Raw genomic sequence first — 22,926 nt, 5'->3', positions numbered from 1 at the left:
TGAGGCAAATTCGACATGTGTGAACTCTGTTTCGCCACCGGCCGTACCGAAGAAATTCCCTATGTCGCAGGATTCAGCTGCGTTGACGGCAGTGGAACCGCAGCAAGTACCGGCGCCGACGGGTCAGCGGTTTTATCTGCGCCTCTGCCGGTCTTCAGCAACGACCAGATCGCAGATCAACTGACACAGGAAACCTCCAACGGCTCGCCGATTGCCTTCAATGCCGGTCCGGGCGATACGATCACTGTCGACATTACCGGCCTGACAAATGACGGAAAGTTCCTGGCGACGAATGCGCTGGAAGCGTGGGAGAATGTCACCGGGATCAATTTCTCATTCGTCTCAAGCGGTGCGCAGATCACGTTCGATGATGAGAGTTCCGGTGCTTATGCCAGTTATTCCTGGTGGAGCAACGGCGACATGATCTCGGCCGATGTCAATGTGTCGAAGGGATGGCTGAGTTCGTACGGCACCGGCATAAACAGCTATTCCTTCCAGACCTATATTCACGAGATCGGTCATGCGCTTGGATTGAGGCATGGCGGAAACTACAACGGGTCGGCGACATATGGCGTCGACAATCACTACCTTAACGACTCCTGGCAAGCGACAGTCATGTCCTATTTCAGCCAGACAGAAAACACCTATGTCAACGCCAGCTACGCATACGTGATTACTCCGATGGTCGCGGATATCGTCGCGATACAGGAACTGTACGGCACACCTGCCAGCATTCGAACCGGCGCGACCATATATGGTAACAATTCAAATGCGGGTGGTTACCTGGAGACGTTTTTCGATTCAAATCAAACAGCTGCGATGACAATCTACGACAATGGTGGAACGGATCTGTTCGATTTTTCCCACGTTGGAGCCAATCAGCGCATAGACCTCAACCAGGAAGCCATTTCGAATGTCGGCGGGCTAACCGGCAATCTCATTGTCGCTCGTGGCACGATCATTGAAAATGCATATGGCGGTGGTGGCAATGATGAGCTGATCGGCAACGATGCCGACAACACGCTATTGGGTAACAGTGGGAATGATGACCTGATCGGTGGCGGTGGCAACGACATCCTGCGTGGTGGCTACGGCAATGACAACATGTCGGGCGGCGCCGGCAACGACACCATCTACTACACCAATGGAGACACATTCTGGGTGAACGGTGCCCCCAAGGATGTCGGTGGGAGCGGAACTGACACACTGGTGATGGAAAGCGGGTCCGTTTTCAATACCAGCGGTCTTTCCTGGTACGGATTTGAAAAATTCATCGGTGCGGGGCGAAACGACCGGGTCGTCGGCAATGACGGCACGGTCGACTACGTTCTCGACGGTGGCGGCGGCAACGATACGCTGATCGGCAGCGGTGGTGACGACGAACTCATTGGCGGAGCCGGAAATGACTTTCTCCGAGGCGGTTGGGGCAACGACAGTGTATCGGGAGGAGCGGGGAACGATACGATCTACTATGCCAGCGGCGACCTGTTCTGGGAGAGCGGCACTCCAAAGGATGTGGGCGGATCCGGTATCGACAAGCTGATCATCGAATCCGGATCGAAGTTCAACACTTCGGGGCTTTCCTGGTACGGGTTTGAAGAGTTCCAGGGTGCGGAAAAAAATGACCGGGTGATCGGCAACGATGCCAGTGTCGACTACTGGATGAACGGCGGCGGCGGCAATGATTTCCTGAAAGGAAACGATGGTACGGATACGCTGATCGGCGCGGAAGGCAATGACACTCTGGATGCTGGTTCTTCCTCCGGTGGCTGGCAGAACCTGGAGGGGGGCGCAGGCAACGACAGCTATGTCGTTTCGTCGAATGGTGGCTGGATCAATATCGTTGAACTGATCAGCAATGGCATCGACACATTGTTCTTCAAGGACCTGCAGGTCTCGGACGTTGAAGCTTCGTCGGACAGCGACAGCAACATGCTCCTGTCCTGGGCGAGCGGTGCTGGCCAGGTGAAGATCAACGACCTTGGTGTCTATGTCGACAATTTCGAATTCTCGGACGGTACGGTGCTGCAGGCAGATGATTTTGCATTTGTCTGAGGCGCAGAGGATCAAGGCTCACGCGCTGCCAAATGCGTGAGCCGTTTTTCTGATTTTGGTGGGGCTTACAGGACTGCCTCGACTGCCTTCGCGCAAGCCAGCAGGTCTTCGTCGCGCTCGCCGCCAGCGACCAGCATCGCACTTAACGTCTTGCCGTCGTGCTGGTAGGGCAGGGCAATGGAACAGGCATCGGCGACATTGGCGAGAGAGGGATTTCGAAGTGCCAGAAGGTTGAGGCGATTGAATTCCTCATCATCCTCGAGATCCTTGATCCTTGGAGGCAGCTTGGGCGTTGTCGGCATGAGAAGCACGTCGTTGCCAAGCTCTTTGCGGAATGAAGCGATGAACTCGGCCCGCCGATTCAAGGTCCTGCGGTACTCAATGGCAGACAGCTTGTCGGCGAGTGCCATGCGGGCATGAACGCGGCGGTCAAACTGATCAGGTGAAGCCTGGAAGTGGGGTTCGTAATGCGCGCGCGATTCCACCGATGTCATATGCCAGGGTGGAACACTTTCGTATTGTGCAATCGAGGCAAGTTCCTTTTCCACGATCTCCAGCCCGGCGCTCCGAAGGTTCCGTACAATCGCATTGAAGCCTGTAATCACCTCTGTATCTGCTTCCGATAGGCCGAAATTGAGCGGGACGACAAGTCTTCGAGGTGCGGTAGGAGCAGGCGAAGCGGGTGTCCCCGACATCACCTGCCATGCCAATTCGCATTCTGCCACGGTTCTTGCCATCGGTCCGAAACTGTCGAGGCTGTCGGACAGCGGTTTGCCGCCTTCCATGGACACCGAACCCTGCGTTGGCTTGAAGCCCGTGATGCCCGTAAATGCCGCAGGTATCCGCAGCGAACCGCCGGTGTCGCTGCCGATCGCGATGTCGCAGAGGCCGAGGGCAACGGAAACGGCACCGCCGCTTGTCGATCCTCCAGGGACGCAGCCGGGATAGGCCGGATTCCTGGGCGTACCGTAATGCGGGTTGAGCCCCATGCCCGAATAGGCGAATTCGGACATGTTGGTGAGCCCGACAAAGATACCCCCCGCGGCAGCCAGACGCGCGATGGCCGGTGCGTCCGACGTTGCCGGCGGATCTTCAACCAGAACCCTGGTCGCGCTTGTCGTCGTTTCGTTTTCAACATCGAACAACGCTTTCACGCTGATGAGCGCTCCTGCCAGCGGGTGATCCGTTTTGCCTGCCTGGGTGACCTGCTTTCTTGCACGGTCCGGCAGAAGCTTCAGAAAAACATATTTTGCCGCATCATCCCCGGCGGCACGCTCAAGTGCGGTTTCAAGCCTTTTTCCGGCAGTTTCAGGTGCCCAGGGAAAGGATGCGCTCATCTGGTGGTGTCCTTGATTTGAAATGCAGGCCGGGGAGGTTTACGAGATGATCTGGAGAGTAGAGCTTCGGTAGCGCCAGTCAATTGCCTGGTCACGTTCCGGATCGATGAGCGACATCCGGAAGTCGGATGCTGGGCGCACACCGCCGAGCGCCGGAAGGGTTCCGCACAGCATGGCACTACCGTCAACAAGTTCGGCCCCGATGATCAACTGACGCAGAGGCAGGATGGATGACAAAGTTCCTTCCTGGTAGGCAGTCCAGTCGCCGTTTTCCAATATCCACGATTTCAGTACAAGTTTGTCGAGACGCGGCTCGATGTCATCAAGGGACCAGAGCCTGTCAGCCACCGGCTTGGCACAAATCTGCTTGGAGGCGGCAACCGAATGCGTCTCGAGAGCACGATCCGTGTGATCCGAGGCAAGACCGATCCAGAGCCGGCCGTCCATGCGCATCAGGAAGGGTTCTGCTTCACCTGACGTTTCATGTCCAAGGACCTGAATTTCAGGTTCCTGTGTCAGCAGGGCAGGAGCGCACTGGTAATAGAGGGGAACGGTCGACGGAGCAGGAACTCCGATTGCCGCCAGTTCCTCGATGTGATGATCAACGGCAGCCCGGTCGCGTCCGGTCCATCCGGCCACGATGAGCCGGTCGGGAGTGCAGTCGAGCACTCCGGTGACAGTCTGAAATTTCATCGACAGATCTCTTAAAGGGTTGAGGGCAGGAACAGGGCCAGTTGCGGAACAAGGATGAGCAGACCAACCATGGCCAGCATGGCGAGCGCATAAGGAATGCAGCCCAGCATGACATCGCTGAAACTGCCGGTCTTCCGTGCGGCCTGGACAACGTAGAGATTGAGGCCCACAGGGGGAGTGATCAGCGCCATCTCGACCAGGATTATCATCAGGATGCCAAACCAGATCTTGTCATAACCGAGTTGCACGATGATCGGCACGACGATCGGAATGGTCGCAACCATCAGGGAAAGGGTTTCGATGAAGAAACCCAGCACGATATAGATCAGAATGATCACGAGAAGCGTTTCGAGCGGTCCCAGACCGAGACCGGTGAGAAGATCCTGCAGAGCGCGGCTGACACCGGCCGCCGTAAGCGCAAAGTTCAGCACGTAAGCGCCGATCACGACCAGCACGATCATGGATGAAGTCTTGACTGCGCCACGCAAGGCGTTCTGGAGCATGTCCCAGTTCAGCGCTTTCTGGTGGGCGGCAATCAGAAGGGCAATGGCAACTCCGACTGTCGCCGCCTCGGTCGGGGTTGCCCAGCCTGCATAGATGGACCCCACGATCGCGCCAAACAGGCCGAAAATAGGCAACAGATCGGTCAGCCCTTCCAGTTTTTCCCTTGTGGAGCTGGATTGGCGCGGTCCGCCCAGGGCAGGTCTGAAGATGCACATGATGACGGTGATCAACATGAAAAGACCAGCCAGAAACAGCCCCGGCACCAGCCCGGCCAGAAAGAGCTGCGGGATGGAACTCTCTGTCAGGAACCCATAGACGATCAGGTTGATCGAGGGTGGGATCATGATCCCGAGAGTTCCGCCGGCCGCGATTGCGCCGGAAAAGAGTTTCGGATTGTAGCCCAGTGTCTGCGCCTGCGGCATGGCGACCGTTGCAACCGTCGCGGCTGTTGCAACCGATGAGCCGGAGGTTGCCGAGAACATCGTTGATGTCGCGATATTCGCGTGGATCAGCCCGCCGGGCATCCACGCCACCCACTTTTCCAGCGCCGCGTAGGTGCGCCGCGCAACACCGCTGCGAACCAGAATTTCTCCCAGAAGAACAAACAAGGGGATGGCAATGAGCGTGGCCGAATTTGACGAGGACCAGACGACTTGCCCGAGGCCGCGCATCAGCGGGAACGGGCTGAAGAACTCGTCGATCCCGAAGGCCAGGAGAAACAGGACGATGCCGACCGGAATGGACAGTGCCAGAAGCCCGAGAAGGCCTACGGAGGTGAACGCGATCATGCTTCCCCCCGCGCACCGGCGATTGCATCAACGGACTTGTAGTCGGAAGCGAGGAAATTCGTGAGAGCGGATATCAGCAATATGCTTGCCGACAGCGCGAACCAGACCCAGCCGGCCCACCAGAGCGACTGCGGGATCCACAAAGGGGTCTCCAGTGGTGTGTTTGCACTTGCACCCGTCGAGAGTGTTTTTTCCAGGACACCCCAGCCTCTCCAGGCGACAACGATGGCCGTTCCGGAGAGACAGAGCATTGACAGAATGTCAAAGATCGCCCGGCCAAAAGGGACCAGACGCTGGCGGAGCAGGTCGATGCGCACATGTGCCTGTTCCGTCAGCGCGTAGCTTATGCCCCAGCTGGTCGTGACGGCCATGACATAGCCGGAAATCTCATCGACACCCCCGAGCGAACCACCCAGCCGGCGGGCTACAATCTCGATAAGCGTGAACGCCACACATGCGAGCAGTACCAATCCGACCGCGATTGCGACTCGGTCGTTTATCCGCCTGAGGAGGGTTGCCAGGGATGTCATTGAAATCCTGCCTTAGTTGGTTTCCAGTTTCACGCCAGTGACCTTGCCGACACTGTCGCTCCAGCGTTTGGCCCAGTCGCCTCCGGCTCGTTCGGCCCAATCGGGAAGAACCTCGGTGATCAGCACGTTCCTGGCCTTTTCCTGATCAGCTTCACTTGCCTCGACCAGGATCAGTCCACGTGCATCGCCATAGGGGCATTCACCATTGCCGGTCAGGCAGGCGACGTCATTTTCAAGAGCATTTTGGGCTGTTTCCCAAGCCGGAGCCTCCAGGCCCTCCTTGACGCCTTTTTCCAGTGTCGCCTTTTGCTCGTCCGACAACGCGTTCCACTTATCAAGGTTTATCGCGGTAACGACCGGGTCCCAACCACCAAGCGGCAGCGGCATCAAGTGTGTGGAGACTTCCCACCAGCCGGCATTGTAGCCCGAGCCGGCGCCGGTGATGGCGCAATCCACGACGCCCCGCTGCAGTGCACCCGGCACTTCGCCGAAACCGACATTGACGCCTTCGGCGCCGAGCGCTTCCAGAAACTTGGCCGTCATACGGCCTGAAGCGCGCACCTTCTTGCCTTTCAGATCGTCCAGTGAGCCAATGTCGGCATTGCAGAAAACGACCTGGGGCGGATAGGGCGCAATGCCGAGCACCTTGGCATTGAACACATCACGGTAGATGTCATCGACCATCGGTCGTGCCGCTTCGACCGCTTTTTGAGCCGTTGGTGCGTCGGTCGCGATCAGCGGTACATCGAGACCTTCAAGAGCGACGCTGTCCGATACGGCATAATCTGCAACCGTCATGCCGACATCGAAGACACCCTGGGACAGAAGACGGAAGACGTCACCGCCGGAGATACCCATCTGGTCATGGGTGGTCAATGCAGCCGTCAGATCTCCTCCTGACAATTCCGGGAGTTTTTCATTCCAGAAAGGGGCTTCGTATTGCTTGTGCAATGGCAACCCGCTCCAGCTGCCGACAACAGCAAGTTCTTCGGCTTTTGCACTCGTTCCTGCCGAGAACGCAATCAGTGAGATCGCGGATAACAATACCAGTCTGTTCATAGCGTTCATCCTCTGTTTTTCGTATTTTTTCAGTTAGTTATCGTTATAGGGGTAAATCGGACCCGTGTGCTCGCCGACATCGGCAATGAGCATGGCGCCAGGTGCATGGGTAATGGAAAGGGGTGGTCTGGATCTCATGATCGCAGCTTGAGGCGTTACTCCGCAGGCCCAGAAGACAGGGACTTCACCGGAACTGAAATCGACGGCTTCGCCCCAGTCCGGTTTATCGATATCGGAAATGCCGATCGCTGCGGGATCGCCCACGTGAACGGGTGCACCATGGGCCAGTGGATACTTTCTGCAGATCTCGAAGACCTCCGCGATCCTTGTTTCCGGGATCGGGCGCATCGAAACCACCATCCCGCCTTCGAACGGTCCGCTTGCCACGGTCTCGATTGACGAGCGAAACATCGGGACTGTGACGTTGCGATCAATGTGGCGCATTTCGATTCCCGCCTTGCGCAAGGCGTCCTCGAAGGTGAAGGAACATCCGATCACAAATGCGACCAGATCGTCGCGCCAGTGCGCCTTGAGGTCATTGACCTGCTTTTCCAGAACACCATAGCGGTAAATGTTGTAAAGCGCTGCGTCGGTCCGCATGTCGACGTCATTGCCAAGTCGATCGATGGAAGCTTCGCCTGCGCGCGAAACGCCAGCCAGTGGACAGGCCTTCGGGTTCAGTCGGCAATAGGCATGAAAGTCATCAGCAAGTTCACCGGGCAATATTGCCAGATTGCATTGAAGATTGCCCTTTGCAAGTCCGGCCGTATGACCCGAATACAGCCCGTCTCGGATCATCCTGCGCTGGGCAGTGGTCTCCATGTCAAACAGATCTGGAAGTTGGGCAAGTCCGCTGGTCATTTCCACCTCGAAAGTTGGTGGCAAAATGCTGCGGTGGATCTATTATCAAGTCAAATCGTGATTTTTTGTCCAAAGTGATCAAATTTTTGGATCACTTTTCCGGAGTGACCAACATGACCTTCGAGCAACTCAAGACCTTCCTGACCGTTGCGCGCATGGGAGGTGTACGCAAGGCTGCCGAGCAGATGAATGTCTCCCAACCGGCTGTTTCGACACGGATTTCAAGTCTGGAAACCTATCTGGGAACTGAACTGTTCAGCCGTGTATCGACAGGCGTCGTCCTCACCCGAAAAGGCGTTCTGCTCAGAAATCACGCCGAGCAGATCATGGAGATCATGGAACGGATCAAGGGGGACGTCATGGCAGAGGACAGCGTGAGCAGCCTGTTGCGCCTCGGTGTCGCGGAGACGGTGGCGCAAACCTGGCTCCCCGATTTTCTGCGCGCTCTTCATCGCAGTTTCCCCAGGCTCAAGATCGAGGTTTCAGTCGACATATCCGTCAATCTGAGGGAGTTGCTGCTGGATCGGTCGCTCGACCTGACCATCCTGATGGGCCCGATATCTGATTACAGTGTTGACAATCTGGACCTGCCGCCATTTGAACTCTCATGGTACCGGCCGATCGATCTTGCCGATCCGGACCTCAGCACGACACCGGTCATCACCTACAACCGGAATTCCCGCCCGCACCGCGAACTGACACAGCAACTCCGCGACAGGTACGGCAGCACCGCCCAGATCTTCCCTACGAATTCGCTTTCGACCGGGTTCGAGATGGTCGCCTCGGGGATTGGCGTCGGCATCCTGCCCCACGTTCTGGGCCATCGCCTGGTGGAGGAAAAACGGATAACGACCTTCGACCCAGGCTGGCAGGCCACGCCTCTCAACTTCACCGCAACCTATATTGGCGAACCGAGAAACGAACTGATCTCCCGCGCCGCGCGGGTGGCGCAGAAGGTGGCGCTGGAGTTTGGAGACGTGGACCAAAGTGCACAGGGGCGAGCCGGGCAGGGCGGCAGTTTGTGAATGGCTGACATTGGTCGCGAGCAATGAGGCCGCCGGATAGCGTTCCCGGCAGGTCGTGCACTGGCTTTGTTCAATGTCGGTTTTTGCGCATAACGTTTTTGACGTGGACATTCACAAGGAGCAACCTAAAGATACCTTCCTTCTCCTGGCCGTTGATAGAGGTCTCTGGAGCGAAGGTCAGATTTTGGCCTAATGGGAAATCGCGGCATGCAAGGGCTATGCGCGCGGATTTATCAGTTCGAGGTATCCTTGGATAACAAACTCAGAATTCGGCCCGCTGTCGGGCGTGATGTCCAAAGCGTACGTATATGCGCCGAGGGAGCTTACGAGCAGTATGTTGACGCAATTGGCAAAGCACCTGCCCCAATGGTTGCAGATTTTGAAGCCCTGATTGCAGCGGAGCACGTGCATGTCGCGGTCAATCCGGACAATGAGGTTCTCGGGTTTGTCGTGTTTTATCCAACTGATCAGCACGTCCTGCTGGAAAATGTCGCTGTCAAGGCGAGTGCATCAGGGCAAGGGATAGGAAAGGCGTTGATCGCGTTTTGCGAGGCGTCTGCCAGGAAACTGGGCGCTCGATCCATCAAACTCTATACGAATGAGAAAATGACCGAAAACCTGTCGATCTATCCCCACCTTGGATACAAGGAGACCGGCCGTGTAACCGAAGACGGCTTCGAACGTGTCTATTTCGAAAAGGTGATCTGACGAACGGCAGATCGCCAGATTTCGTTCAAATCAAATGCGCCTGATGTCGCCGAGGCCTATTCCTGCGAACTGGCACTCAGCGCATCTACCCTTTTGCACGGGCCGCCGCGGCAGTGTCATGATACTCGTGAAGCTCCACGACGCAGCCGTCTTTCACCGTCCAGAACAGGGCCAACTCGGTTTCTCGCGTAGCACCTGTGTGCCGGCTGGTGATTGTGACGCCAATCTGGGTCGCGGCGCGCTCGCCGGAAACGATAATGTCTGTCAGTCGATAGTCATCAATGCTCCAGTCAGCCTGTATCCGGCCTATCGTTTCCCAGAATGCATTGGTGCCACAACAATCGGCGCAATAGGGACCTGTTTCCGCATTGGCGTGGATGCAATAACGAATTTCATCATGAAGCAGCGAGGAAACTGTTTCTGCATCCCCGCTTTTGTAAGACTGAATGGCTTTGCGAACGACCTCTTCGGTTGTCATGAGTTTTCCCTCCAAATCCAGAAAATGGGAATTCAGCCAGAGCGTTGGCGTGTTGAGCCGAGCTGTTGCTGAACCTTTCATGGCCCGGCGATTTGACGCCCCTATTGCTTGCCGCAAAGGCAGCGATCGAAAGTATCTCCGTCCAGTGAGCCAAGCTGTTGAAACAGGCTGAGAAAGTCAAAATGGTTAAAGGCTTCGATAATCTGGTCGTCCGAGAAACGGCCATAAACGGTACCGGTCATCTTGATGGGTTCGCCCGTTTTACGCGACCTTCCCTCGAAGACGCAGAGCGCGCAAAGCCATTCATCGGAGGTCATGTGGTGCGTGACGCTTATTTTTACGTCCTGCAAAAGGCCGAGCAGAGCTTTTTGAAAAACCTTGAATTCGTCCGGTCCCAGCATTTCATGTTCGCGAAATTCGCTTCCGCCAACGCGGGTCTGTGCTCCCAGTCCAACAGCCCGACCGTCCCTGACGAACATTTCATCGATGGCTGTTTCATCTTCCTCGTTCCAAACACGCTGAAACCAGGTTTCAAGAATTTCAAGATTTGTCATAATGAAAGACCTCTTCTGGTATAAATACACCCACCTTGCCATTACTGGTTGAAATTACGAAGGGGAATCGTGTGATTTTTACCAAAAGGGCAAGATTGTGCCTTCGCTTTTTTGCCGAGAGATCAAGCAAACGCCTCACGTTTTGGAAATGGCGGGTGCGAACAGGGTCAAATGCAACTTTACGTGAGCGCATTTGTTTTCGCGTTTGACGCAGACCGTCTCAAGCCTTGCCCCTGGCAGTCGAGAAGTGACTTGTTGGCTACTCGTGGCCGAACCGACGAATGCCGAATGTCGATCCGGTATTGGTTTTGAGGGAAGAAGGGCACCTGTGGCTTCAGAATTTCGAGAGGAGACAGCGTGTTTTCGGTGATACTTGTCCAAAAACAAATGAAGGCGAGGGGAATTTCAATCACAGTGTTGCGGAAATCGATTGAGCGAACTTTATCGAATGCCGCAATTGGCATGTATCGGTTCAATCGTCGCAAGGCGGTCCCTGCTACTCTCAGCGAAACACCATTTGAGGGAAAACGCTAAGCAAAATCACGACTATTCCGGCCACCGCGACAAAGGGCAGCGCGGATCTGAAGATCGCGCCGGCTTTCACATCGGACACGGTCGCAGCCACGTAGAGGGCGACGCCAACCGGCGGAGTAACCAGTCCAAGTGTCAGGTTCAGGCACAGAACAACACCCAGGTGATAAGGGTCGATGCCATAGACGGATGTCGCAACCGGCAGAATGATCGGCACAACCATGATGAGGGCCGGTATGCCATCAATGATCATGCCGACAGCCAGCATGATCAAATTGACCAGAAGCAGAAACAGTATCGGATGCTCGGCCACCGTTACGACCCACTCCGCCAGGCTTTGAGGGATCTGTCCGTAAATCAATATCCAGCTGAAGACGTTCGCGGTGGCAACCATGAACAGGACGAGCGCTGCGTTTGAACCGGCAGTCAGCAGCATTTTCGGGATATCCCGGTCCGAAAGCTCGCGTGTTATGAATTTGCCGATCAGATAAGCCATGAGTGCAGCTATGGCGGCCGATTCAGTCGGGGTGGCGATACCGAGCAAGATGCTTCCGATGATCGAAACAGGAATGATGAGCGTCAGAAGACCGTCGCGCAGCAACCCGACCCGTTCCTGCGGCGTCAGCGGTGGAGCCACAGGAAATGGGCTGAACAGACCGATCAGGAAGATCACGATCATGAAGCCGGCGGCCATCAACAGACCCGGCACAATTCCGGCGATGAAAAGGTCCCCGATCGAGATCTGAGCCAGCACACCATAGACCACGAACATCATGGACGGAGGTATGATTGGAGATAGCAGCCCCGCCGAAGTCGTTGTGGCAACTGCAAATGTCTTTTGATATCCGGCCCGCTCCATTTCGGGAACCATCACTTTGGACATGATCGAAATCTGTGCCGTGGCCGATCCCAGAATTGAGGCCATCATCATGTTGGCAAGAATGTTCACATAGACCAATCCGCCCTTCATCGTGCCGACGACTGCTCGCGCCATGCCTATCAGCCTGGCCGTGATGCCGCCGCCGTTCATCATCTCGCCAACCATCATGAAAAGCGGGATCGCCAACAATCCGTATTTGCCGATGCCCGATTGCAATTGAAGCGCATAGGAGCCGATCAGGGCGGTGTTGCCGGTATCCAACACATAGATTGCCGCGGAGACCGCAAGAACGATGCCGATCGGCGCGCCGACAAACAGCAACACGACAAAGACCAGGGCCGTAATCATCGCGGCGTACCCGTGGCCGGGGTGCCGTGGAGGTCTCGCAGCAGGCAAGCCGTGCTATGGATCGTCAGTGTGAACGCAAATAGCGGCATCACCAAAAAGAACCACAAGCGCCGTACGCCGATGGTGTTGGTTACTTCCTGATACACGCTGTTGTATGTGCTCTCGAAAAATATCTGCAGGTTGAACCCACTCCGGGCCATCGTGACGGGATCGAACCAGACCCAGGTGGCATAGGCCAAGAACAGCGCGAAACCCAGGTTGACGCACTGCACAGCGATTGACATCCGGCGGCGGAGAGATTCTGAAACCGCATCCGACAGAAGGGTGACCGAAAAGTTTCGCCTTTGGGCAAACATCAGGCTGGATCCGACAAATGCAAAGACAACCATAAGGTTGATGGCCAGTTCATCCACCCAGTAGAGTGACCAGTTCACTGCACGGCTGGCGACATTCAGGATCATCAACATCAGTACGGCCGCCACCAGAATCTTCAATAGAAACGCCTCGATTCCGGCGATCCAGTCAGATGTTTTCAGCACCATCTTCATAGCGTGATCCTCTTTGGTCCCCAGGTTGACCGCCCACGCCTGAACGTGGGCGTCTGACTTAACCCGCAAGCATCTTTGCTTCCTTTTGCAATGCTGCGATGGACGGTGCCTTTGGTTCCCAGATACTCTTCCATTCGGAAATCGTGTCCCCGAAGAAACCAGGCTCTGCATCGACAACATTGATCCCGGTACCTTTGAGATCATTCAGCCATTTCGGCTCGAACTCGACATATTGGGCGAAGAGCCAATCGATCTGCTCGGAGACAGATTGCGACAGCATCTGCTTTTCGTCGTCGCTCAGAGCAGCCCAATACCGGCCGGAAACCACGGCAACCACCGGGAACATCATCTGGCTTGTGATCGTCAGATTGGGCGCCTGGTCATAAAGCTTGAGCTTCCAGGCCAACTCCAGATCGATATCAGCGCCGTCGACCTGGCCATTTGCGAGCGCATCAAACAGACCGGGTAGGGGCACCGGTGTGGGGGCTACATCCATCAGCTCATAGAAGTCCCGCAGCGGTGCAAATGGCGTGATGCGATACTTGCGTCCGGCCAGATCAGCCGACGACAATCCCGGCTCGCGCGATATCAGGTGACGCATTCCACCCAGTCCGAAACCAAGACCCTTCATGCCCAATGTTGAATACTGTTCTAGCATTCCCGTTGCCGTGGGACCGGTCAGCAGCTTGGACGCCTGGCTGACATTTTGCACCAGATAAGGTGTGAATAGGGCTGCCATGTCATCAAGACGGTTTGAGAACTCCGCCACCGTCAGGAAGCCCATGTCCAAACCACCGGACTGGAGCTGCTGGATCATGGTTGCCTCGTTGCCCAGCTGGCCCGACGGGAATACCTGAGTGTCGAACTTGCCGCCGCTCTTTTCCGCCATCGACGCCCCGACCCGGTCCATGGTCTGTGTCCAGAAGTGGCTGCCAGGCGTGATCGTGCCGATGCGGAGTGTTTTTTCCGCGGCAGCGCTGGCGATGCCCGGTGCGGCAAGCATTGCGGCTGTCAGTGAAGTGGTCTTCAGAAAGGTACGACGGTCCATTTGATTTCTCCCCTTTTGGTTTGGTTCTTGTCAGTGAAAATATGCTCCGCCATCGACGACCAGCGTCTGGCCGGTCATGAAGGCGGAGTCCTGCGAAGCGAGAAACGCCACAGCACCAACGACGTCTTCAGGCAGTTGGTCGCGCGCAATTACCCGTGCCTTTTGCGAGATTTCTTGAAGTTTTGTGATCTGATCCGGGTTCGCCTTGACACCGTCGGACATGGTAAAGCCAGGAGCGACACCATTGACGCGAATACCGTCTGCACCAAGCTCCTTGGCCAAGGCCTTGGTCATGGCGTTGATCGCGCCTTTGCTGGCGACGTAGTGCAGCAGGTAGGGCACACCCTTGAAGGGGGTGCCCGAAGACATGTTGACAATCACTCCAGCGCCCTGTGCCTTCATCGCCGGCAACACCGCGGCAGTAACAAACGCCTGACCCATAACATTGACGTTCAACACCCGTTGCCATTCTTCAGGCGATATGTCGGTGAATTCCGTAAGCTTCAGTGTGGAATAGAGACCGGCATTGTTCACCAGCGTGTCGATCTGTCCGAAGGCTTTCAGGGCTTCAGCGACCATCTCGTTGCATGAAGCCGGATCGGATATGTCACAAAAGACACCTATCGCGGCTGCGCCTGTTGCCGAGATTTCCGCAGCCGCTTCACTCGCTCCCGAAACATCGGCAATCACGACGGCAGAACCATCCCTGGCAAACCGGTCGGCGATGGCGCGTCCAATACCCATGGCTCCACCGGTCACGATGACAACCTTCTTTTCATCCATTGCTCTTCTCCCGTAAGACTTGAGGCGTTTACTGGCCTGGCGAGGCGCGCCGCAAGTCTTCGATGGTTTGTGTCGGAGTGATCAGTTCAGGATCTACCTGAAGCTCAATCAGGCTTGGCCCGGGATAGTCACAAGCACGCTCCCAAGCTGCCGCAAACTGTTCAGTGCGCGTCACTGTTTCGCCGTGACACCCGTAGGACTTTGCCAACATTGCAAAATCGGGGTTAACCAGATCCGTCGCGCTGACCCGGCCCGGATAGCTCCGTTCCTGGTGCATGCGGATCGTACCGTACATTCCATTGTTGACGACGATCACTTTCAGATTGGCGCGATACTTCACGGCGGTTGCCAATTCCTGTCCGTGCATCAAGAAACATCCGTCACCTGCGAAGCACACGACCTGCCGTCCTGGATGGGCTCTGGCAGCAGCCACGGCGGCGGGCAGTCCATATCCCATCGACCCGGAGATCGGTGCGAGTTGGGTTCGGTATTGGCGATACTTCAGGTATCGATGCACCCATACGGTGTAGTTTCCGGCACCATTGGTTACGATGGCATCATCCGGCAGAACGTTTTTCAGGTGATGCATGACATCGGCCATGGCCAGTTTCCCACGACCCACGGGCAGCGTCGACCATGCGCGATAGTCGGCATTGCAATGCGCGACATGGGCTCGCCTTTCAGGTGATCCCTCCACTGGAGGGGCCTGGTTGTTCAGTACCGCGATAGTTTCTGCTGCAGGTGCGGCAATGCCTATGTCGGGCGCGTAAACCCGCCCGATCTCTTCCGGATCCGGGTAAACGTGGATGAGTTTTTGAGCAGGTTTGGGAATATTGACAAGTCGGTAGCCGCCGGATTCCATCTCGCTGAACCGAGTGCCCAGCAGGACCAGAACGTCGGCCGCGCTTATCCGTGCGGCAAGACCCGGGTTGATCCCGATGCCGGCATCGCCTGCGTAGCAGGGGTGTGCATTGTCGAAAAAATCCTGACATCGAAACGAAGCGGCAACCGGAACATCCCATTTGGCTGCGAAGTTCTGAAGGTTCTGCCGCGCGCTCTCCGACCATGCTCCCCCTCCGACAATGATCATCGGGTTTGAGGCTGTCACCAGTGCGTTGAGAGTGTTCTGGACGTCTGTATCGATCGGAGCAGCTTTGGCTGGTCGGGCAACAGCCAATTTCGGCGGGATCACATCCGTTGTCTCGACCAACATGTCTTCGGGAAGCGCCAGAACCACCGGTCCGGGGCGTCCGGACATGGCAACGTGAAAGGCGCGCGATACCATCTCGGCAATTCTGTGGGGGCTGTCCACTTCCGCGACCCATTTGGCAACCTGGCCGAACATCCGGCGATAGTCGATTTCCTGAAATGCTTCGCGTTCGCGCATGTCTCGCGCAACTTGTCCTACGAACATGATCATCGGCGTCGCATCCTGACGGGCAATGTGCAGCCCGGCACTTGCGTTGGTTGCGCCCGGTCCCCGTGTGACCATGCAGATGCCGGGCCGGCCTGTCAGTTTCCCGAATGCTTCGGCCATCATTGCCGCGCCGCCTTCCTGACGGCAAACGGTGATGTCGATTTGAGGGGCATCGGTCAGTGCATCGAGCACGGCCAGGTAGCTTTCGCCGGGAACCAGAAAACACTGGTCAACTTCTTGTTGAAGCAGACAGTCCACAAGACATTGTGCTCCGGTAAGCGACCTTGTCTGGAGCATCTTGTTCACAGCAACAGTCCTGTTTCACCGAAATTGCGATAGCTTTGGGACTTGGGTTTTGTCCGATCTTCTTCATTTTCGTAGTGAATGGAGGATTTTCCGCGCAACTCGTCAGGCAGAATCATCGCCCGGATGAATCGGCTCTGGATTGCGTGATCAGCCTGAGCAAATACGGGAAGAGGGCCGCTTTCAAACCAGGCGCCGCCAGGTCCGAAGGAGGTCGACTTGCCACCGGTGTCAATCCTGATGCCTCCCTCGCGCAGACAGCGGATACCCGGACCTTGATGAGTGTGCAGCAGCGCCGTGCCCGAAGGTGGAAATGTTACGCTGTCAAGCCGCAGAAAATTGCCTGCCCTTGCCAATTGCGCCGGGACTTCGCCGGAAAGTTTTTTCGTCGTGTGCTGGGGACGGGCGGTAGGTGGCGCATCGGAAAGGTCCCAACGCCAAAGCGATGCGCCTTCCGTTCCCGCGACCAGTGTAACCGGCCCGCTGGCAACGAACCCCTCATCAAGGCCATAGCTGTTGCCTTCGACCGTGACTTCACCGGCGGTCACATAGATCGCCCTTGAGCATGTGTTGCCGAACGCAACGGTTTGACCGTTCGAGAGATTGTCTTCAAACAAGTGCAATTCCATCGTGGCTTTCCCTCGAACGCTAGTCTCGTGTCTGCATGAACGGTGCAGGCAGCAGCAGCTTGTTTTCCTGATGCCTGACCAACGGCCGGATTTTCTTGATGTAACTTGTCCATTCGGGATCGCGGACCAGTTCCTTGCGACGGGTCTGACGATCAGCAAAATCGGCATAGGACCACATGTGCACGATCTGGTTCTGGGGTCCGAATTCGACCTGGTAGTATCCGAGAAGATTTCCCAGTATCCGGGTCTGAACGGCCAGACCCTCAGCTTCGTAAAGCTTCAGATATTCAGGAACCTTTCCAACGTGCAGGGTGTAGATGCGCTCTTCGACGATCATGACGCAGCTCCCAGCCCGGCCAGGCAGATGTATTTCAGCTCGGTCCAGTCTTCGATGCCGTATTTAGACCCTTCTCGTCCGATGCCGCTTTCCTTCACACCGCCGAAAGGCGCGACCTCGGTGGAAATCAGCCCGGTGTTGACACCGACAATGCCCGTTTTGAGGGCATCTGCTACGCGGAAAATTCGTCCTACATCACGGCTGTAAAAGTATCCGGCCAGGCCGTATGGCGTGTTGTTCGCCATATCGATCGCGTCCTGTTCCTTGCGAAAGCTTGTGATCGTTGCAACCGGACCAAAAACCTCTTCGTGAGCGATATCCATTGCGGGTGTGACACCTGTCATGACCGTCGGCTGATAAAATGTTCCGCCAACCGCATGTCGCTGACCACCAATGCAGATTTTTGCCCCTTTACCCGTCGCATCCGCGACCAGGCGTTCCACCTTTTCCAATCCACGGTGGTCGATCAAGGGGCCCTGGCTCACGCCTCGTTCGAGGCCATGACCCACCTGGATCTGTTGAGCCCTTTCACACAGAGTCTCTACAAATCTGTCGTGAATACTTTCTTGAACGTAGATGCGGTTTGCCGCGATGCAGGTCTGACCGGAATTGCGGAACTTGCAGATTTGTGCGCCGTCGAGAGCCGCATCAATATCGGCATCATCGAATACAATGAATGCAGCGTTGCCACCCAGTTCGAGGCTCACCTTTGTCAAATCGCCTGCGCAGTCGCGCATCAACTGTTTGCCGACGGCCGTCGACCCGGTGAACCCGATCTTGCGCACGAGCGGGCTGTCGATCAACGCCCTGCCGATATGCGGCGCTTCCTCCCGGCCACCGGTGACAACATTGAATACGCCGGCAGGGACACCTGACTGTTCGGCCAACGCGGCGATTGCAAGCGCCGATAGCGGTGTCGCTTCGGCCGGTTTCAGCACCAAGCAGTTGCCGGCGGCCAATGCGGGTGCTGCTTTACGCGTCACCATTGCCGACGGAAAATTCCAGGGTGTTATTCCACCAACAACGCCGAGTGCATTTCGGGTGACCAGTATGCGCGCGTCGGCACGGTGCGGGGGGATGATATCTCCGTAAAGTCTGCGGCCTTCTTCGGCAAACCAGCTAAAGAAGCTGGCCGCATACTCGATTTCAACCAGAGATTCACTGAATGGCTTGCCCTGTTCGAGCGTCAGCAGACTTGCAAGCGCTGCTGCATTGGATCGCATCGCAGCAGCCCAGGCAAGAAGTACAGTTGCCCTGTCAGCCGCCGTCCTGTTGCTCCAACCTTCAAACGCCTTTTGTGCCTCGGCAATCGCATGAGTTGTTTCCACCGCGCCCATCCGCGGCACCGTTGCCAATGTCTCGCCGGTTGCAGGGTCATTGACTTCAAGGCGTTCACCTGATTCAGCCTTGACCCACTGTCCACCTACATAACTCTCGGTTTTCAAAAAATCAGGCAATTGGGCCAAGATAACTTTCCCTGTCTTTGCTGGTGGCGAAGCACGATTTCATTGACCTCAGGATGGCACGCTCCTGCTCAGTGGTCTTTGCCACGGTTTCGTGCTATTTACCTTTTTGTCCGATTAATTGAGGCAAATGCCGAAGGGATGCCGTGGCTGACGCACTTGGGATCGCTGTAGGAGCGTTTGGGCGCGTCGCCTTGCTGTCCGCAACGGAGCCGGTTCTGGATCACGCCCATTCCCAGGTTCATGCGCTCATCAAACTTACAGGGCCCGACACGGTCTACAGCGTCGACGGTAAAGGCGCGCGGCTAACCGATACCCAAATGGTGCTGGTCAATCCCTGGGTCGTTCATTCCAATCAGCGGTCTACGGGTGTAGAGCCGACGGTTCTCTTGGCGCTCTACATCGACACGCTGTGGTTCGGTGAGAACGGCAATCAGATACTTGCCGGCTTCAAGAACCTTCCTTTCGCGAAATCAACGGCGACAGTCAGTTCCCGCTTGCAGGAGCAGGCCGTGAAACTTGCGGATCAGATGATGGACATGCATAGCGATGAAGAGCAGTTCGACACATTGCTTCGTGACCTGGTCTGGTCAGTACTCCAATGTTCGAAAACCGACGCTGTGTCGGAGCAGAGCACAAACTGCCTGTTTGTAAGCGACCACCGAATTCGAAGAGCGGTAAAGGCATTTCGCCAGGAACCTTCCAAGGAACTGGACCTGAACGATGTAGCACGGGATGTGGGATTGTCGCGGTCACAGTTTTATGCACGCTTTCGCCAATGCACTGGCCTGTCGCCACGAACTTATCTGGATACCCTGTGCTGCGAACGCGCATCGCACCTTCTTAGTGACCCTGCCATTACGATTGCGGAAATATCTGAACTGTTGGGGTTTTCTGCTCAAGGGCATTTCACAAGGTTCTTCAAATCCAAAACGGGCGTGTCGCCGAACAGCTTTCGAATGGGGCATATCGAAATCGGACGCGTCTTGAGGTAATGCCTTTCCGACAAGATCCAGACTGACTGGACATGCAGCGCAATCACTGATTTGCGCGCAGTCTTGTCGCTTTGTCTCAAGTTTTCAAATCAGTGGTTTCATCGGGGCAAAACGCCGAATGCTCTAAGAGTGGCAATTGCGTTGAACAACAAGAACGGCTGAGTTGTCCAAAACCCGATCGTTCGCTCGTCAAGCAATGAATGTGCGGATCTGTGTTCGAACCTCAGCAGTTGAATGATCAATTTGAGGACGGGAAGCTGTCATCAAGACCAATGGACGCGCGGGGTTCGTTGTCAGCCTATTCGCGCGTACTATCTGGCAGCGCCTTCGTTGACCGCGGATTTTAGCTGCCGGACGACCAGATGGCACACCTAATATGGAAATCAGAGTGAGACTCAGCTGCTGACACCCGGCTTGAAACGGTAACGGCCGGTGATCGGGAATTCGAGCAACCTGTCTTCCAGGCGGGTACCGGCACCGATGTTGTGTATGACAAGCGGACGATTGCCATCCTGTGAGCGGTAGTGCGAGACGATAGCAATATGCGGCAGGTTGCCAGGCAACATCTGCGAGACAACGTCTCCGGGCAGATAGTCTGACGCGCCGTTGCTGACCGGGAGCGCTGCGTCCTGTCTTTTGAAAAAGGTCTGCAGGTTCGGGACCCGTCTGTGATCGATGTTCCGATCCGGTCGCCTGAGGCCCCATATCTTCGGATAGGCCCTGAAGTGCGATTTCATATCGCGATTGACCTCTTTTTGAAGATCGAAACCGAAGGCATCGCGATAGGCCCGGACGATGACGTCGGTGCAAACGCCACGTTCGCGCGGCAGGTCACCATTGGGAAAACCCAGTCCAACATAAGCCGGGTCGTAGATCAGCGTTACCCCGATCTGGTCTTCGGCGGCTGTTATCAGTTTTTCCGCCCAGGGCTCGGCCTGCTGAAGATCCCGTTGAAAAGTAATCCTGACCAGTGGCTCGTCGTGATTTTCAATCGCGTTTTGTGCAAGTTGCAATCCGGCTTCGAGTTTGCCGGGTATCATCGCAGCTGCAGTCAGGCCGCTGCCTGCGGCAATACCTGCCCCGATCAGAAATTCGCGTCGCTTCATCCGCCATCCATAGTTTCTCGCCCGCTGACCTGAATATGCGGATTCTGAGTCAGGAATGGGGCAGGGGCCGGTTTTGTTTCTCAGGCGAAGCTTTCTGACGAAATAAGTTGTTCCGGCTCCTTCGATCCGGACCATTCAGGCGTATGACCCGTTCAGTTTTTGCATTGCCACCCAAGCAATAAAGTCGCCGATGGAGACGTCAAAGGAGAAACGTTACTTGAAACAGCAGAAACGGCATTGCAAGTCTTGCTGACATGGCATCTAGGCTCGATGTGAGCGAAGCGAGGGCCAGGTTTCCTCATGCTTTCAAAATTCCTGCCAGCAATTTCTTGGTTGCCTGTTCGTAGGCCTCGCTGTCTTCTCCGTTTGCAATCGCCAAAGCCGCCCGGTCAAACGCTGATGAGAGCAGGTCTGCAAGCGGCTCCAGAGGAATGTCTCCTATGGCACCCTGGGCAGCTGCGTGGCGAAGCCCCTCGAGCAGGGTTGCGCCGCCGGTTTCCCGGTCTATTTCAGCCATTTCGCCCAGACCAAGCACTGCGGGCCCTTCCAACAGCAGGATCCTTGCCCGGCCCGGCGCCGACATTGCCGAAAAATAGGCCTTTGCTCCTGCCATGAATGCATCAAGCGGGGATTGATCCGTACTCGTATCCGCGTTGATTTCCGATGCAACGGCGGCTGCCTCCTGGTGCACAAGCGCGCGCATCAAGTCTGCCTTGTCGGAAAAGTGGTGATAGAGCGCACCTCTCGTCACGTCCGCATATTTCACGATTTCCGGCGTTCCTGTCTCGGCGTAGCCCTTGGCAACGATCAGTTTCCTGGCGGCGTCCAGAAGGGCGCGTCTGGTCTCTGCCCTGCGCTCGGCCTGTTTTCGGCGTGGTTTTGCATCTTGCATACATGCAGCCTGTATGTTAATTCGAGTTACATACAAACTGTATGTCTTTTTAGAGCGCCTGAAAAGCCCCGGCGTTCCAATGCCGGGATTTGAAAGCGACTCACGAACAAAGGGAGAAACGCCATGAAAGCCACCCAGTACTACCCGGTTCTGATGACAGACGATGTTGCCGGGACGGCCCGGTTTTACCGCGATCATTTCAAATTCAAGGCAGCCTTTGAGGCGGACTGGTACATTCACCTGCAGTCGGAAGATGACGAGAAAATCAACCTGGCCATTCTCGACAAGGATCACCCGACCATTCCAGAGCGGGGACGCGGCAATTGCACAAGAGGCTTGCTGTTGAATTTTGAAGTCGAAAACGTGGACCCGATATACGACCGGCTCAAGGAAAAGGGGTTACCCATTCTTCTGGCCTTGAAGGACGAACCTTTCGGCCAGCGCCATTTCATCACGCAGGATCCAAATGGTGTCCTGATCGACGTGATCACGCCCATTCCGCCTAGCGCTGAGTTTCTCGCGCAGTATTCGCCGGACGCGGTCCCGGCGTGACCGACTGAAGCGGAAGAACGTTTTTTTCGGCAGCGAGACACTCAAGTCTTCTCCCGGATTGCCGCTTTCGGCAATCCGGTTCCCAGTTTTGGAACATCTGTGGATCGGAACATGCGCGCGACTGCAGGAACAGCCGCCGGCCGCAGGTGCAATGCGCAGCCCTGTGAAGCTGTCGGCGATCCGTTACATGCCGGGTACCTGATACCGCGATTGTTTCATCCTGGCGTTTCAGGCAATTCAGACGAAACCAACTCGACGCGGCATTTGCCTGGGGAAGAAAGAAACCCAATGTTCGAGGCAGCAAATCGGCTTTCGTATATAAAGATGGATGTTCCTGCGCAGAAGTAAAACGTCTCAAGTTTCTGAAAATGTTTACTTATCTTGCTGTCTGATCAACCTTCGCTTGTGGCGACGCGGTCGGTTTCAAGTTCGGGACAGCGCTGCCGGAAATTGCAATCCTGAACCAAATGGCCACATGAAGTGCGGCCAACCGGCAGAGGCA

23 protein-coding genes are annotated in these 22,926 nt (G+C 56.0%); 5 read left to right on the top strand and 18 right to left on the bottom strand.

Features of this window, described 5'->3' with window-relative positions:
* Positions 1 to 15: 15 nt before the first annotated feature.
* The gene (locus ACO6TI_RS25020) at positions 16 to 2,055 is read left to right on the top strand and encodes a M10 family metallopeptidase C-terminal domain-containing protein (RefSeq protein WP_422383596.1); all 2,040 of its coding nucleotides are present in this window, start codon (positions 16 to 18) and stop codon (positions 2,053 to 2,055) included.
* A gap of 65 nt (positions 2,056 to 2,120) precedes the next feature.
* Here the strand turns inward: ACO6TI_RS25020 and ACO6TI_RS25015 are convergent, their stop codons facing one another.
* From ACO6TI_RS25015 to ACO6TI_RS24990, 6 genes are read right to left on the bottom strand one after another with little or no spacing between them, the layout of a single operon-like run.
* Positions 2,121 to 3,392 (bottom strand): amidase family protein, encoded by a 1,272-nt coding sequence (locus ACO6TI_RS25015; protein WP_422383595.1) that lies wholly within the window; start codon positions 3,390 to 3,392, stop codon positions 2,121 to 2,123.
* Between the two features lie 39 nt (positions 3,393 to 3,431).
* On the bottom strand, positions 3,432 to 4,085 hold the full coding sequence (locus ACO6TI_RS25010) for a DUF2848 domain-containing protein (protein WP_422383594.1): 654 nt from the start codon (positions 4,083 to 4,085) through the stop codon (positions 3,432 to 3,434).
* An 11-nt stretch (positions 4,086 to 4,096) separates the two neighbouring features.
* Positions 4,097 to 5,377, bottom strand: coding sequence for a TRAP transporter large permease (locus ACO6TI_RS25005; protein WP_422383593.1), 1,281 nt, complete (start codon positions 5,375 to 5,377; stop codon positions 4,097 to 4,099).
* A complete protein-coding gene (locus tag ACO6TI_RS25000) occupies positions 5,374 to 5,907 on the bottom strand; it encodes a TRAP transporter small permease subunit (RefSeq protein WP_422383592.1) in 534 nt (177 codons plus the stop codon). Before ACO6TI_RS25000 ends, ACO6TI_RS25005 begins: the two co-directional genes overlap by 4 nt.
* Positions 5,908 to 5,919: 12 nt before the next feature.
* On the bottom strand, positions 5,920 to 6,966 hold the full coding sequence (locus ACO6TI_RS24995; protein ID WP_104702131.1) for a TRAP transporter substrate-binding protein: 1,047 nt from the start codon (positions 6,964 to 6,966) through the stop codon (positions 5,920 to 5,922).
* A gap of 33 nt (positions 6,967 to 6,999) precedes the next feature.
* Positions 7,000 to 7,827 carry a putative hydro-lyase gene (locus ACO6TI_RS24990; RefSeq protein WP_422383591.1) on the bottom strand — a complete coding sequence of 276 codons (828 nt, stop codon included), beginning with the start codon at positions 7,825 to 7,827 and terminating at the stop codon, positions 7,000 to 7,002.
* Positions 7,828 to 7,940: 113 nt separating this feature from the next.
* Here ACO6TI_RS24990 and ACO6TI_RS24985 point away from each other — a divergent pair, with 113 nt between their 5' ends.
* Entirely contained in the window at positions 7,941 to 8,852 is a 912-nt protein-coding gene (locus ACO6TI_RS24985) for a LysR family transcriptional regulator (protein ID WP_422383590.1), read from the top strand.
* A 366-nt stretch (positions 8,853 to 9,218) separates the two neighbouring features.
* On the top strand, positions 9,219 to 9,560 hold the full coding sequence (locus ACO6TI_RS24980; protein WP_422383589.1) for a GNAT family N-acetyltransferase: 342 nt from the start codon (positions 9,219 to 9,221) through the stop codon (positions 9,558 to 9,560).
* A gap of 85 nt (positions 9,561 to 9,645) precedes the next feature.
* Here ACO6TI_RS24980 and ACO6TI_RS24975 read toward each other — a convergent pair whose 3' ends face one another.
* The 10 genes from ACO6TI_RS24975 to ACO6TI_RS24930 all read right to left on the bottom strand — a co-directional run bounded on the left by ACO6TI_RS24975 (position 9,646) and on the right by ACO6TI_RS24930 (position 18,885).
* On the bottom strand, positions 9,646 to 10,038 hold the full coding sequence (locus ACO6TI_RS24975) for a nuclear transport factor 2 family protein (protein ID WP_158510387.1): 393 nt from the start codon (positions 10,036 to 10,038) through the stop codon (positions 9,646 to 9,648).
* A 101-nt stretch (positions 10,039 to 10,139) separates the two neighbouring features.
* On the bottom strand, positions 10,140 to 10,592 hold the full coding sequence (locus tag ACO6TI_RS24970; protein ID WP_422383588.1) for an ester cyclase: 453 nt from the start codon (positions 10,590 to 10,592) through the stop codon (positions 10,140 to 10,142).
* Between the two features lie 502 nt (positions 10,593 to 11,094).
* Entirely contained in the window at positions 11,095 to 12,351 is a 1,257-nt protein-coding gene (locus ACO6TI_RS24965) for a TRAP transporter large permease (RefSeq protein ID WP_422383587.1), read from the bottom strand.
* Positions 12,348 to 12,899, bottom strand: a complete 552-nt coding sequence (locus ACO6TI_RS24960) for a TRAP transporter small permease subunit (protein WP_196876943.1) — start codon at positions 12,897 to 12,899, stop codon at positions 12,348 to 12,350. Before ACO6TI_RS24960 ends, ACO6TI_RS24965 begins: the two co-directional genes overlap by 4 nt.
* A gap of 58 nt (positions 12,900 to 12,957) precedes the next feature.
* Positions 12,958 to 13,947: a TRAP transporter substrate-binding protein gene (locus ACO6TI_RS24955; RefSeq protein WP_055116499.1), complete on the bottom strand. Its 990-nt coding sequence runs from the start codon at positions 13,945 to 13,947 to the stop codon at positions 12,958 to 12,960.
* Between the two features lie 30 nt (positions 13,948 to 13,977).
* Positions 13,978 to 14,730 carry an SDR family NAD(P)-dependent oxidoreductase gene (locus ACO6TI_RS24950; RefSeq protein WP_281929748.1) on the bottom strand — a complete coding sequence of 251 codons (753 nt, stop codon included), beginning with the start codon at positions 14,728 to 14,730 and terminating at the stop codon, positions 13,978 to 13,980.
* Positions 14,731 to 14,758: 28 nt separating this feature from the next.
* Positions 14,759 to 16,444 (bottom strand): thiamine pyrophosphate-binding protein, encoded by a 1,686-nt coding sequence (locus ACO6TI_RS24945; protein ID WP_422385333.1) that lies wholly within the window; start codon positions 16,442 to 16,444, stop codon positions 14,759 to 14,761.
* Between the two features lie 5 nt (positions 16,445 to 16,449).
* Positions 16,450 to 17,079 (bottom strand): hypothetical protein, encoded by a 630-nt coding sequence (locus ACO6TI_RS24940; protein ID WP_055116495.1) that lies wholly within the window; start codon positions 17,077 to 17,079, stop codon positions 16,450 to 16,452.
* Between the two features lie 19 nt (positions 17,080 to 17,098).
* Positions 17,099 to 17,416: an NIPSNAP family protein gene (locus tag ACO6TI_RS24935; RefSeq protein ID WP_422383586.1), complete on the bottom strand. Its 318-nt coding sequence runs from the start codon at positions 17,414 to 17,416 to the stop codon at positions 17,099 to 17,101.
* Complete coding sequence (locus ACO6TI_RS24930) at positions 17,413 to 18,885, bottom strand: NAD-dependent succinate-semialdehyde dehydrogenase (protein ID WP_422385332.1); 1,473 nt, start codon at positions 18,883 to 18,885, stop codon at positions 17,413 to 17,415. The genes ACO6TI_RS24935 and ACO6TI_RS24930 overlap by 4 nt, the downstream gene beginning before the upstream one ends.
* A 140-nt stretch (positions 18,886 to 19,025) precedes the next feature.
* Here ACO6TI_RS24930 and ACO6TI_RS24925 point away from each other — a divergent pair, with 140 nt between their 5' ends.
* Entirely contained in the window at positions 19,026 to 19,874 is an 849-nt protein-coding gene (locus tag ACO6TI_RS24925) for a helix-turn-helix domain-containing protein (RefSeq protein WP_055116489.1), read from the top strand.
* Between the two features lie 395 nt (positions 19,875 to 20,269).
* Here ACO6TI_RS24925 and ACO6TI_RS24920 read toward each other — a convergent pair whose 3' ends face one another.
* On the bottom strand, positions 20,270 to 20,980 hold the full coding sequence (locus ACO6TI_RS24920) for a DUF1287 domain-containing protein (protein WP_422383585.1): 711 nt from the start codon (positions 20,978 to 20,980) through the stop codon (positions 20,270 to 20,272).
* A gap of 298 nt (positions 20,981 to 21,278) precedes the next feature.
* Positions 21,279 to 21,872, bottom strand: a complete 594-nt coding sequence (locus ACO6TI_RS24915) for a TetR/AcrR family transcriptional regulator (protein WP_422383584.1) — start codon at positions 21,870 to 21,872, stop codon at positions 21,279 to 21,281.
* A gap of 123 nt (positions 21,873 to 21,995) precedes the next feature.
* Here ACO6TI_RS24915 and ACO6TI_RS24910 point away from each other — a divergent pair, with 123 nt between their 5' ends.
* Positions 21,996 to 22,424, top strand: a complete 429-nt coding sequence (locus ACO6TI_RS24910; RefSeq protein ID WP_422383583.1) for a VOC family protein — start codon at positions 21,996 to 21,998, stop codon at positions 22,422 to 22,424.
* Positions 22,425 to 22,926: the final 502 nt, after the last annotated feature.

It is taken from the genome of Roseibium album (assembly GCF_965233825.1).
GTDB classification, from domain to species: domain Bacteria; phylum Pseudomonadota; class Alphaproteobacteria; order Rhizobiales; family Stappiaceae; genus Roseibium; species Roseibium album.
This window is presented reverse-complemented; position numbering and strand designations above follow the sequence as displayed.